Source organism: Micromonospora sp. WMMA2032, from assembly GCF_002688545.1.
GTDB lineage: Bacteria > Actinomycetota > Actinomycetes > Mycobacteriales > Micromonosporaceae > Micromonospora > Micromonospora sediminicola.
The window spans coordinates 5,640,677-5,652,670 of record NZ_CP024052.1 but is presented as its reverse complement, the minus strand read 5'-3'; the positions used below and the strand labels follow the sequence as shown (position 1 = coordinate 5,652,670).

General features: G+C 75.8%; 13 protein-coding genes. 3 read left to right on the top strand and 10 right to left on the bottom strand.

The window, feature by feature from the left end:
• Window positions 1-23 precede the first annotated feature (23 nt).
• A complete protein-coding gene (locus CO540_RS26270; RefSeq protein WP_099164019.1) occupies window positions 24-560 on the bottom strand; it encodes a DUF4240 domain-containing protein in 537 nt (178 codons plus the stop codon).
• Window positions 561-615: 55 nt separating this feature from the next.
• On the opposite strand from CO540_RS26270, the gene CO540_RS26265 reads away from it, so the two are divergent.
• The 3 genes from CO540_RS26265 to CO540_RS26255 all read left to right on the top strand — a co-directional run bounded on the left by CO540_RS26265 (window position 616) and on the right by CO540_RS26255 (window position 2,961).
• Complete coding sequence (locus CO540_RS26265; protein ID WP_371682246.1) at window positions 616-1,647, top strand: phosphotransferase family protein; 1,032 nt, start codon at window positions 616-618, stop codon at window positions 1,645-1,647.
• Window positions 1,648-1,883: 236 nt separating this feature from the next.
• A complete protein-coding gene (gene rpsT, locus CO540_RS26260) occupies window positions 1,884-2,150 on the top strand; it encodes a 30S ribosomal protein S20 (protein ID WP_091571988.1) in 267 nt (88 codons plus the stop codon).
• A 196-nt stretch (window positions 2,151-2,346) separates the two neighbouring features.
• Window positions 2,347-2,961, top strand: coding sequence for an HDIG domain-containing metalloprotein (locus tag CO540_RS26255; RefSeq protein WP_216642304.1), 615 nt, complete (start codon window positions 2,347-2,349; stop codon window positions 2,959-2,961).
• A 305-nt stretch (window positions 2,962-3,266) separates the two neighbouring features.
• Here CO540_RS26255 and CO540_RS26250 read toward each other — a convergent pair whose 3' ends face one another.
• The 9 genes from CO540_RS26250 to nadD all read right to left on the bottom strand — a co-directional run bounded on the left by CO540_RS26250 (window position 3,267) and on the right by nadD (window position 11,915).
• Window positions 3,267-3,764: a hypothetical protein gene (locus tag CO540_RS26250; RefSeq protein ID WP_253866198.1), complete on the bottom strand. Its 498-nt coding sequence runs from the start codon at window positions 3,762-3,764 to the stop codon at window positions 3,267-3,269.
• The gene (gene holA, locus CO540_RS26245) at window positions 3,761-4,741 is read right to left on the bottom strand and encodes a DNA polymerase III subunit delta (protein WP_098746956.1); all 981 of its coding nucleotides are present in this window, start codon (window positions 4,739-4,741) and stop codon (window positions 3,761-3,763) included. The genes CO540_RS26250 and holA overlap by 4 nt, the downstream gene beginning before the upstream one ends.
• 134 nt (window positions 4,742-4,875) lie before the next feature.
• Window positions 4,876-7,251, bottom strand: coding sequence for a ComEC/Rec2 family competence protein (locus tag CO540_RS26240; RefSeq protein ID WP_172967941.1), 2,376 nt, complete (start codon window positions 7,249-7,251; stop codon window positions 4,876-4,878).
• Window positions 7,248-8,135: a helix-hairpin-helix domain-containing protein gene (locus CO540_RS26235; protein WP_371682314.1), complete on the bottom strand. Its 888-nt coding sequence runs from the start codon at window positions 8,133-8,135 to the stop codon at window positions 7,248-7,250. The genes CO540_RS26240 and CO540_RS26235 overlap by 4 nt, the downstream gene beginning before the upstream one ends.
• A 328-nt stretch (window positions 8,136-8,463) precedes the next feature.
• On the bottom strand, window positions 8,464-9,240 hold the full coding sequence (locus CO540_RS26230) for an SDR family NAD(P)-dependent oxidoreductase (protein WP_099164017.1): 777 nt from the start codon (window positions 9,238-9,240) through the stop codon (window positions 8,464-8,466).
• Between the two features lie 40 nt (window positions 9,241-9,280).
• Window positions 9,281-10,129 carry a DegV family protein gene (locus CO540_RS26225; RefSeq protein ID WP_099164946.1) on the bottom strand — a complete coding sequence of 283 codons (849 nt, stop codon included), beginning with the start codon at window positions 10,127-10,129 and terminating at the stop codon, window positions 9,281-9,283.
• A 48-nt stretch (window positions 10,130-10,177) separates the two neighbouring features.
• Window positions 10,178-10,807, bottom strand: coding sequence for a histidine phosphatase family protein (locus CO540_RS26220; RefSeq protein WP_099164016.1), 630 nt, complete (start codon window positions 10,805-10,807; stop codon window positions 10,178-10,180).
• On the bottom strand, window positions 10,804-11,208 hold the full coding sequence (gene rsfS / locus CO540_RS26215; RefSeq protein ID WP_091571960.1) for a ribosome silencing factor: 405 nt from the start codon (window positions 11,206-11,208) through the stop codon (window positions 10,804-10,806). The genes CO540_RS26220 and rsfS overlap by 4 nt, the downstream gene beginning before the upstream one ends.
• A gap of 110 nt (window positions 11,209-11,318) precedes the next feature.
• Entirely contained in the window at window positions 11,319-11,915 is a 597-nt protein-coding gene (gene nadD, locus CO540_RS26210; RefSeq protein WP_091571955.1) for a nicotinate-nucleotide adenylyltransferase, read from the bottom strand.
• Between the last annotated feature and the right edge of the window lie 79 nt (window positions 11,916-11,994).

Here is an 11,994-nt window from a genome sequence, read left to right as displayed (position 1 = left end):
CGGCGCTCGCCCGGGCTCCCCCGTCACTCCTGGGGCGGCTCGACGAAGAGCGCGGCGAGCTTCGGCAACCGACGCCGGGCCTCCTCCTCGTCGTCGAAGTCCCAGAAGTCGTTCAGGTCGGGCTCCGGCACCGGGTCGCGGTCGGCCGGCAACTCGCTCGCCGTGGCCTTCCGGTAGGCCTCCCACGGCACCGCCAGCATCGGCTCGCACTCGAACTCCTCGCCGCTGAGCGCGGCCGCCCGCACCCGGGGCAGCTCGGCCAGCGAGTCCGGCTCGGCGACCGCCCGGGCGAAGACCGCCCGGCCCTGGGTCATCAGCCAGCCCCGGAAGTATTCGAAGCCGTCGTCCGACGCGCCGCCGTTGATCAGGTAGGCCGCGCCCCACAGGTCGACCCGGTAGGAGGCGGCCAGCACCCGCCGCTGGTGGTGGGCGTACCCGACGATCTCCTCCGGGTCGCGCTCGGCCAGCAGCGCGACCGCCCGGGCGGCGACCGCGTCGGGCTCTCCCCCGGCCCCGCTCCGGGCGTCGTCGATCAACTGCCAGAACTCGTCGGTCCTCATGGTCAGGCAGTCTGGCAGAGCCCACCGACGCCGCGGCCCACACCGGGCGCCGTCGGTGCGGCAGCATGGTGCGGTGCGTGCGATCTCGCTACCCCCCGTCGCGTACGGGGCCACGGCCGAGCGGCCCGGCTGGGTCGACCTGCCGCCGGGGCTGCGTGACGCGCTGGCCGCCCGGCTCGGCGGCCCACCGGCGGCGGTCCGGGTGGCCGGCGGCGGCTTCACCCGCGGCTTCGCCGCCGTGCTGACCGGCCCGGGCGGCGACCCGGTGTTCGTCAAGGCGGCGGCGCTGGACGGGCAGCGGCACCTGGTCGACTGGTACGCCCACGAGGCCGCCGTCCTGGCCCGGCTCCCCGCCGGCCTGCCGGTGCCCCGGCCGCGCTGGGCGCTGACCGCGGTCGGCTGGTACGCCCTGGCCCTCGACGCGATCGACGGGCGCGTCCCCCGGCTGCCCTGGGACCCGGCCGAGCTGGACGCCGCCCTCACCACGTACGCCGAGGTGGCCGCCGCGCTCGCCGACCCGCCCGGTGACCTCGCCGCGCTCGGGCTGCCCCGCCTCGCCGACCTGGCCCGGGAGGACATCCTCTGGTGGGGCGAGGTGGCCGCCGGCCGCGAACCACTCCCCGCCCCGGCGGCCGGGGCCCCGCTGGCGGAGCTGGTCGCGCTGGAGTCCCGCCTCCCCGGCTACGCCGACGCCGCCCCCGGGCTGGCCCACGGCGACCTGCGGGTGGACAACCTCCTGCTCGACCCCGCCGGCCGTGCCTGGCTGTGCGACTGGACCTGGCTCTGCCACGGACCCGCCTGGTTCGACCTGGCCGGCCTGCTGCTCACCGCGTACGCCAGCGGCCTGGCCGCCGACGCCGCGTTCGCCCGCCACCCGGCCGTGGCGGGCGCGCCCGAGGACGCGCTGGACGTGACGCTCGCCGCGCTGGCCGGCTACCACCTGACCGGCGCCGCCGCCGGGCCGTCGACGATGTCTGCGCACCTGCGCGCCCACCGGCGCTGGAGCGGCGAGCAGGCGCTCACCTGGCTGGCCGAGCGGCAAGGCTGGTCCTGGGCGCGCCCCGCTGGATCCACCCCAGCTCGTTGATCCACACCAGCTCGGGGAAGTGGCGGTGTCGCACGGGCCCGGACCACACCACCTCCCCGAGGTGGTGCCGATCTGGCGTGATCCCGGGTTGCGACGGCATGCTGGTGGCGGGGTCGCCCGGAGGCGTTTTGGCTCGTCCGGGACCGACCTGGTAGCCTGGCTATTCGCGCGGCGATGACGCATGCTCGTCGTGCGCGAATGCAGACCAACCCGAGCTATCAAGACGAGGCTGTCGCGTGGCGAACATCAAGTCCCAGATCAAGCGCAACCGGCAGAACGAGAAGCGCCGGCTGCGTAACAAGTCGGTCAAGTCGTCGCTGAAGACCGCCATCCGGAAGTTCAACGAGGCTGCCGAGGCCGGCGACACCGAGAAGGCCAGCGTTCTCATGCGCGAGGCCACCCGGAAGCTGGACAAGGCCGCCAGTAAGGGCGTCATCCACGCCAACCAGGCGGCCAACCGGAAGTCGGCGATCGCCAAGCGCGTCGCGTCGTTCTCGGCCTGACCAACGCCGTAGACCCGACCGGAAGCCCCGGGGCAACGCCCCGGGGCTTCCGGCTGTCAACGTTCCACGGCGTCCTCCGCCCGGGGCGGAGGACCGGGCGGGACCGTCGGCACGGCGCACTGCCGCCAGAGTTGGCGGCCCGGGCCCGGCATCGACGGCTGTCCGGAGAGTGGCCCGGCGAGGCAGGTGCCGACACGTGACCCTCGATCACACGCTGGCCGTCCCGACCGACGAGCAGATCCGGGCGCTGCACGAACGGATCGCACCCCACGAGGAAGCCTTCACGCTCGTCTACACCCATTGCCGGATCGTGTGCGCCGTGGCCGAGCAGCTGCTCGACAGGTGCCCCACGGATCTGAACGTCGAGTTGGTCCGTGCGGGCAGCCTCCTGCACGACATCGGTGTCTATCGCCTCTACGGGGCGACCGGAGAACTCGATCACGCGAACTACGTCCGCCACGGGGTGCTCGGGCATGCGCTCCTGCGTGACCTCGGGTTCTCGGAGCGGATAAGCAGGTTCTGTTCCCACCACACCGGGGTCGGGCTCACTCGCGAGGACGTGCTGCGGCAGTGCCTGCCGCTGCCGGTGGCCGACTACACCGCCGACACGCCGGAAGAACAGCTGGTGCTGTACGCGGACAAGTTCCACAGCAAGACGGCACCGCCCACGTTCGTGACCGCGGAGTCCTACGCCGTCGGAGTGCGACGGTTCGGCGCGGACAAGGTGGCCCGGTTCGCGGCGCTGGTGGAGAGGTTCGGCGAGCCCGATCTTCGCCCCCTGTCCGACCGCTATCGGCACCCGATCATCTGAGAATCCGGCACCGCCCGCCCGCCGTCAGCCGGGGGTGCCGCCTACCCTCGTCGACCAGCCGCTGCGTCTCGCCTCGGTGCCGCAGGGCGATGACGCTGGAGATCCGACGGCCGGTGCCCGGCACCCGGACGGCCGTCCCGCTGCCCGCGCGGAGGTCCATGGTGGCAGGTCACGTCCGCGCCGTGGGGGTCCTCGTCGGCCCGGGCGCACGGGCCACCGGCACCGACGTCAGCGGAGTTCGCCGGCATGCGGGCGCGCTGTCCCCGCACCCGACGTTCGGCCCTGCAGTGCCGCGCGTGCCGTCGTCAACGGAAGGAGTCCGGCCAGGTCACGCCGGGCTCGGTCCCGCGTCTCCGCTCGCCGGCCCGGTCGAACGGCAGCGTGGATCGTCCCGGCTGGTGGTGGGGAACGGCCGGGCGCGGCGCCCCCGGTCCGGCCAGGCTCGGGCCGCCGGGCAGCGCCCGGGCCGTGGTCGGCACCGGGGCCCGCCCGACGACCGGCTCCATCTGCCGGCGGAACCGGTCCCGCTCCTGTTCGGGGACCTGGGCGGCGGTGCGGACGACCATCTCGGCCACGACGTCGTTGAGTTTGACCATCACCGCCACCGCGGTCGGCAGGACCAGCACCGCCCACCAGCTCACCAGCTCGGCGAGGGCGAGCAGCACGGCCAGCGCCGCCGCCCCCTCGAAGAAGAGGAAGCAGAGCACCCCGCCCGGGTTGACGAAGCGCAGGCCGAGCACCCGGGCGTAGAGCGGTCGGAACCGCTCCTCGTCCGTCGGCACGGTCGACCACGCTCGGGTCACCGGGCGCCGCCCCGCCGGGCCGCGGCCACCGAGAAGACGGCCCGTTCCAGCGCGTAGGCCCGGTCGTCGGCGCCACCCTTGACCGCCGCGTTGCACTCGGCGGCCACGCGCATCGCCTCGACCAGGCCCTCCGGCGTCCAGCCCCGGCCCTGGCGCTGGGCCCGCTCGATCTTCCACGCCGGCATGCCGAGGCTGCTGGCGAGCTGGTAGGCGCTGCCCCGGCCGGCCGAGGCGACCCGGGCCACGGTCCGTACGCCGTCGGCGAGCGCGTCGGCGATCGGCACCGGGTCCACCCCGACGTGCAGCGCCCACCGCAGCGCCTCCAGGGCGCCGGGAACGTCGCCGACCATCGTCGCGTCGGCCACGGTGAAGCCGGTCACCTCGACCCGACCCCGGTAGTAGCGGGAGACCGTGTCGGCCCCGATCCGCCCGTCGGTGTCGGCGACGAGCTGCGAGCAGGCGGCCGCCAGCTCGCGCAGATCGGCGCCGACCGCCGCGATCAGGGCCTCGGCGGCGTCCTCGGTGCACGTGCCACCGTTGCGGCGGATCTCCTCCCGCACGAAGGCCACCCGGTCGCGGTGCCCCTTGAGCTTGGCCGCCGGCACCACGGTGGCGCCCGCGGACCGCAGCCCGTCGGCGAACGCCCGGCCCTTGGCCCCGCCGAGGTGCAGCACCACCAGCTGCACGTCCGGGTCGGGATTCTTCGCGTACGCCAGCAGCGCGGCCGACAGGTCCTTGCGGGCGTCCTGGCCGGAGCGGAGCACCAGCACGCGCCGGCCGCCGAACAGCGACGGGCTCAACATCTCGTCGATCTCGCCGACCGTCAGGGAGCCGGCCTGGTATTCCCGGACGTCCACGTCGGCGTCCACCTCACGGGCCCGCGCCACGGCTTCGGTGACCGCGCGCGTGGCGAGCAGCTCCTCGTCGCCGAGGACGAGCAGAATAGGAGGCAGGCTGGCGGGGGTCACGTCGCCCATACTCGCACGCCCTCCGACCCGATCGTGCCTGCTCATCGGGGACTGTGACGGCACAGCCCGCACTCAACGCAAATCCAGACATTTGCCTTGATCCTCGCCTATCCCACCAAGATTCCCTCCTGTCCGTCATCGGGTCACCGGGGTCGTCCAGGGGCGGCGCCGCGTACCGCCACCGCCAGGCCGGTCGCGGTCCGGACCGCCGCCACGTCCCCGTCGGTGTCGGTCCGCACCACCCGCGCACCGCCACGGGCCAACCGGCCCAGCAGAGCCGGGTGGGGGTGCCCGTAGTCGTTGTCGACACCCACGCAGACCAGCGCGACCGCCGGGCGGACCGCGGCGAGGAACTCCGGATCCTGGTACGCCGACCCGTGATGCGCCACCTTCAGCACGTCGGCGCGGATCGCGTCGGCCGGGAGCGTCTCCCGCACCGCCCGCTGCTCCTCGGTCTCGGCGTCCCCGGCCAGCAGGATCCGCACCCCGGACACGGTGGCGGTCAGGACCAGGGAGTTGTTGTTCGGGTCGGAGCGGCTGCCGCGCAGCGGGTACGGCGGCCCGACCGCGACCAGCCGCACCGCGCCCTGCCCCCAACGCCATCCCGCCGGCGCCGGGGCCAGCGAGGCGCCGCCCCGACGGGCCGCCTCGCGCACCTGGGCGACGCCGTAGGCCGGCTCGGGCCAGGGTGGGCTCACCACCGCGCCCACCCGCCGGCCCCGGAACACGCCGGCCACCCCGCCGACGTGGTCCACGTGGAAGTGACTGACCACCAGCAGTGGCACCTCGCGGATGCCGAGACGGCGCAGGCAGGCGTCCACGCCGGACGGTTCCGGACCCGCGTCGACCACCACGGCCCGACCGGTGGCCACCGGCAGCACCAACGCGTCACCCTGCCCCACCGCGCACGCCACCACCACCCAGCCACGCGGCGGCCACCCGGAGGCGAGCAGCCGGACCGGCAGCGCGCCCAGCACCACCGCCACCACGACGGCCGCGACCAGCCGCCGGGCCCGACGCCTGCGGGCGGCGAGCAGCAGCGCCACGCTCACGACCGCCAGCAGCAGCGCGCCGACCACCCCGCCCACCCACGGCAGGGTCCCGGCCGGCAGCACGGCCCCGTGGGCCGCCACGGTCACCAGCCAGCGGGCCGGCCAACTCGCCAGCCAGGCGAGGAACTCGGCCCCGCCGGGCCACACCGGCGACAGCACCGCGGCGAGCACGCCGAGCACCGTGGCCGGCGCGACGGCCGGCACCGCCAGCAGGTTCGCCGGCACCGCCACCAGGCTGACCGTCGCGGACATGCCGGCGATCACCGGACCGCAGGCGAGCTGCGCGGCCGCCGGGACCGCCAGCGCCTCGGCCAGCCCCACCGGCACGCCCCGGCGACGCAGCGCGTCCCGCCAGCCGGGGGCGAACAGCAGCAGCCCGCCGGTGGCGCAGACCGACAACGCGAAGCCCGGGTCCCCGGCCAGCTCCGGGTCGAGCAGCACCAGCGCGGCGATCGCGGCGGCCAGCGCGGGCAACGCCGCCCGGGATCGGCCGGCGGCCAACGCGGCGAGCCCGATCGCGCCCATGGCCGCGGCCCGCACCACGCTCGGCGAGGGCCGCACCAGGATGACGAAACCGACGAGCGCGAGCACGCAGAACCCGGCGGCGGTACGCGGGCCGGCGCGCGCCCAGCGGGCCAGCAGCAGCACCGCGCCGACGACGATGGCCACGTTGGACCCCGACACCGCGTTGAGATGGGTCATCCCGGTGGCCCGGAAGTCCTCCTCCACCTCGGGCGGAAGCCGGCTCGTGTCACCCACCACCAGGCCGGGAAGCAGTCCGCCCGGCGCGTCCGGCAGCGGTTCGCAGGCACGTTGCAGCCCGGAGCGCAACGTGCCCGCCGCCCGCTGCGGCCACGACGCGCGTCCCTGCCGGGTCGGCGGCCCAGTCACCGAGAGCACCGCCGCGGTGAGGTCGCCGCCACGCGGCTCGGCCAGCCGCCCCCGGGTGGTGACCCGCTGCCCCGGCAGCAGCCCTCGCCAGCCCGGATCGGTGGCGAGCACCAGGCCGCGTACCGGGCCGGTGAGCCGACCGCCGTCGGGGCCGGTGAGGCGCAGCAGGTCGACGCGGACCAACAGCATCGTCGAGCGGCCGGGTGCGCCGCGTACCGGCCGGGGGTCGTCCCGGACCACCAGCTCGGCGGTGACCAGGGCGCGTTCGGCGACCAGCGCCCGCACCGGGGCGGCGTCCCGGACCGCGAGCCGGGCCCCGGTGGCCGCCGCCCCGCAGAGCGCGCCCAGCAGCACGGCGACGGCGATCCAGCCGTACCGGCGGAGCGGCTCGACGGGGCGGTGCCGCCCGGCGCGCAGGCCCAGGGCCACGACGAGGACGAGCGCAACGGCGACGGCGGCCAGCCCCGCGAGGGCCTGGACGCCGAGGTGCAGCCCGGCCAGCGCGGCCAGCCACGCGGCCACCGCGAACCCGGCCAGCCGCAGGTCCAACGCGGCGTCCGCGCCGTCGACGCTCACACCGTCACCAGGTCCTTGAGCTGCTCGTAGCGGGCGTCCCCGATGCCCTCGACCTGGCGCAGGTCCGAGACGGACCGGAACGCGCCGTGCTGCTCCCGGTGGTCGAGGATCCGCTGGGCGAGCACCGGCCCGACGCCGGGGAGCGCGTCGAGCTGGGCCAGGGTGGCGCTGTTCAGATTGACCGGACCCGCGGGCGGGCCGCCGCCGGCCGCCGGCCCGGGTGCGGGTTGCCCCGGCGGGGCGGTGACGCCGACCAGGATCAGCTCGCCGTCGGTGACCCTGCGGGCGGGGTTGAGCAGCGCCACGTCCACCCCGGGCAGCGCGCCGCCGGCCGCTTCCACCGCGTCGGCCAGCCGGGCGCCGGCCGGCAGCCGCACCAGCCCCGGGCGGCGGACCTTGCCGGCCACCGCCACGACCACCTGCCCGGACGGGGCGGCCGGAGCAGCCGCCTCGGTCGTCGCGCCGGCCGCTTCCCGCGTAGCCTCCCCGGCCACGCCGGCCGGCGCGACCGGACCCACCGGTTCGGCGGTCGGACGAGAGCGCCACGCCCAGAGGGCGGCCGCCAGGACGACGAGCGCGGCCACGGCGGCGAGGGCACGGACACCGCGACGGCCCGGGTCGAACGCGCCCGGCCCCGGCAACCGGGACGCCGGCCCGCGCGTGGGCTCGCCGGGTGACCTTGCCTCGGAGCTGTCGGGATCGGCCTCGCCCGACGCCGGGTCCGCCCCGGACAGCGGCGTCGGGCCGGGCTCCGGGCGGCCGCGTCGCGGTCCGCCGGGCTTGGGCACCGGGATCGGGTGGGCCGGCACGCGTCGCGGTCCGCCGGGCTTGGGCACCGGGATCGGGTGGGCCGGCACGCGTCGCGGTGCGCCGGGCTCCGGCACCGGGAACGGGTGGGCCGGCGCGCGTCGCGGTCCGCCGGGCTCCGGCACCGGGAACGGGTGGGCCGGCGACGGACCGGGGGTCGCCGCTCTGACGGCGGGCGGCACACCGTCGGCGGGCGCCGGATCGGCGGTCGCGCGACCCACCGGCGTGAACAACCGGGCGAGCCGCCGCCGCACCGTCGCCACCTCGTCGTCTGACACGGCTCGGGACGCTAGCGGCGAGGGCGCGCCGAGGACCGGCCCACGGACCCTCGTCTGTGGACAACGGCGACTTGTGGACAGCTACCCGATCATGCCGTCGATGTGCTACCGGCCGTCGGGGTGGGGGTCAGCGTGCCTCGGGGTCGAGGCCGAGCGCGGCCCGGCCCCCGTCGACCGGCAGCGTCGCGCCGTTGACGAAGGAGGCCCGCGTCGACAGCAGGAACGCGACCACGTCGGCCACCTCCGCGGCGCGCCCGATCCGGCCGACCGGGTGCAGCCGGGCCAGCTCGGCCTCCACCCGGTCCGCCCCGGACGGCTCCAGCCCGGCGAGGAAGGCGGCGTGCCGCTCGGTGTGGATCGAGCCGAGCGCGACCGCGTTGGCCCGGACGCCGCGCGGACCGTAGTCGACCGCCAGCGCCCGGGTCAGCCCCTCCACCGCCGCCTTGGCGGTGGCGTACGGCAACGCGCCGGGGACCGCCCGGCGGGCCTGGTGGGAGGAGACGTTGACGATCGCGCCGCCGCTGCCGGCGGCCAGGAACCGGCGTACGGCGGTGCCGGCGCCGACCACCGCGGGACGCAGGTTGACCGCGATCAGGTCGAACACCTCGCCGGCCGGGGCAGTGTGCAGCGCGGCGTCACGGAAGACGGCGGCGTTGTTGACCCAGCCGGCCAACGGCGCCGCTGCCTCGGCCCGGTCGGCGGCCCGTTCGGTGACCGCCTCGTCGGCGGCGTCCCCGGTCACGGCGTGCAGCCGGTCGGCGTCGGGGTGCCCGGCCAGCCAGTCCAGCGCGTCCGCGTCCCGCTCGACGACGACCACCGTGCCGCCGTCGCCGGCCAGCCGCTCCACGACGGCCCGCCCCACGCCCCGGCCGCCCCCGGTGACCACGTACGAGCGGGCGTTCATCGGACGCACCGGGTCGCGGGCACGAGGCCCGGACAACGGCTCACGGGCGGCGGTGGACGACCACGCAGGCCAGTCCGGGTCCGGCGTGCGCGGCGACAACCGCGCCGGCCTCGCTGACGTACGTGTCGTGCAGCCGGTCGCCCAACCGCTCGGTCAACGCGGCCAGCAGCTGGTCGGCGCGCTGCGGGGCGGCGAGGTGGTGCACCCCGAGGTCGACCTCGGCGTCCCCCGCCGCCTCGACCGCCAGGTCGACCAGGCGCGCGACGCCCCGGCTGGCGGTGCGGACCTTGTCCTTCACCACGATCGCGCCGTCCGGCATGTGCATGATCGGCTTGACCGAGAGTGCGGTGCCGAGCAGCGCCTCGGCCGCGTTGATCCGGCCGCCCCGGCGCAGGAACTCCAGCGTGTCGACGTAGAAGAAGATGGTGGTCCGGCCGACCGCGTCCAGCGCCGCCGCGCGTACCCCGGTCAGGTCGGCGTCCCCGGCGGCGGCCGTGGCGGCGGCGAGCACCGGGAAGCCGAGGCCCATGCCGGTGGAGCGGCTGTCGACAACGGCGACGCGGTCGCCGATCTCGGCGGCGGCCAGCCGGGCCGCCTCGACGGTGCCGGAGAGTTCGGCGGACAGGTGCACCGAGACCACACCGTCGGCGCCCTCTCCCAGCAGCGTGCGGTAGACCTGCGCGAACTGCTCCGGGGCGGGGCGGGAGGTGCTGACCGAGACCCGTCGGGCGCTCAGCGCGCGGGTGGCGTCGGCCGGGGAGGTCTCGACGCCCTCCAGTCCTTCGGCGCCGTTGAGCACGACGGTCAGCGGGACGACGGTGAGCCGGTGCGCACGGACCAGCTCGGGGGGCAGGTAGGCGGTGGAGTCGGTGACGACCGCTACGGGCATGACCGGCACGCTAGCCGATGTGGCGGTGCCGCGCCGGGGCCGGACGTCTCAGACCGCGTCGGTGAGCGCCGGCTGGGTGATCAGCCCGACATTGTGCGCCCGCAGGTGCCAGCCCCGGACCTCGTCGTGGCGCAGCTCGGTCCAGTGGCAGTTGGCCAGCGAGCCGACGCTGCGCAGCACCGCGTGGTCCCAGCCGAGCAGGTGACCGACGCCCTGCCGGGCCCCGCCGCCGTGGGTGGTCACCACCACGGTGCCGCCGGCGGCCAGGTCGGCCGCGTCGCGGAACGCCGCGCCGAGCCGCTTGCCGAGGTCGTCCAGGTTCTCGATGCCGGCGCCGGGGTCGGGATCGCCGGCCCGCCAGCGGGCGTACTCGTCTCCGAAGCGCTCGGCGACCTCGGTGAGGGCCAGGCCCTGCCACTGGCCGAAGTGCCGCTCGCGCAGCCGGGCGTCGGTGCGGACCGGGAGCCCGGTCAGCGCGGCGAGCGCGGCGGCGGTGTCGGCGGCCCGGCGCAGGTCGCTGGCGACGATGGCGTCGGGGCGCAGCGCGGCCAGCACGGGTGCGGCGGCGCGGGCCTGCTCCCGGCCGAGGTCGTTGAGCGGCACGTCGGTCTGGCCCTGGACCCGGCTCTGCGCGTTCCAGTCGGTGTTGCCGTGCCGCCAGACGATCAGGCGGGTCATTCGGCGGTGGCGGTGCCGGCGGCCGAGTCGGCCAGGTCGCGATCCACGAACGGGATCTGCGGGCAGTCCTTCCAGAGCCGGTCGAGCGCGTAGAACTCACGCTCCTCGGTGTGCTGCACGTGCACCACGATGTCGACGTAGTCGAGCAGCACCCAGCGGCCACCCCGCTCGCCCTCGCGGCGGATCGGCTTGGCCTTCTCCGGCAGCTCCAGCAGGCGCTCCTCGACGGCGTCGACGATGGCGAGCACCTGGCGCTCGTTGGGCGCCGAGGCCACCAGGAACGCGTCGGTGATCGCGAGCTGGTCGCCCACGTCGATGATGACGATGTCCTGTGCCTTCTTGTCGGCCGCGGCCTGGGCGGCGGCCATCGCCAGCTCGTGCGCGCGTTCGGAAACTGTCACCGTTCTCCTTCGATCAACCGTGCGACCCTCCAAGCCTCTCACACCCGGCGACGCGGCGACTTGGCAGTTCTGCCCGGTTACCGGGGCATACGGGTACGTAACGGGCGGGATCACCGCTGATAGAGCCGCCGTTTGGCGATGTACTGCACCACACCGTCGGGCACCAGGTACCAGACCGGCTCGCCCCGACCCACCCGGGCGCGGCAGTCGGTGGAGGAGATGGCCATGGCGGGCACCTGCACCAGGCTGACCGTGTCCGCCGGGAGGTGCTGGTCGGAGAGCTCGAAACCGGGACGGGTCACCCCGATGAAGTGGGCCAGTTCGAGGACGTCGTCGAGGTCCTTCCAGGAGAGGATCCGCTCCAGGGCGTCCGCGCCGGTGATGAAGAACAACTGCGACTTCGGGCCGTACTCGGCGTGCAGGTCCCGCAGCGTGTCGACGGTGTAGGTGGGGCCACCGCGGTCGATGTCGACCCGGCTCACCTGGAAGCGGGGGTTGGAGGCGGTGGCGATCACGGTCATCAGGTAGCGGTCCTCGGCCGGGCTGACCGGTTCGTCCGCCTTCTGCCACGGCTGTCCGGTCGGCACGAAGACCACCTCGTCCAGGCCGAACCGGTCGGCCACCTCGCTCGCCGCCACCAGGTGACCGTGGTGGATCGGATCGAACGTGCCGCCCATGATGCCGATCCGCCGGATGTCTTCCTCCACCCCGCGATCGTAGGCCGCGTGACGGCGACCCCCGGGCGGGGTCACCGGGGCCCGTGCCGGGCGGGCGCCCCGACCGCCC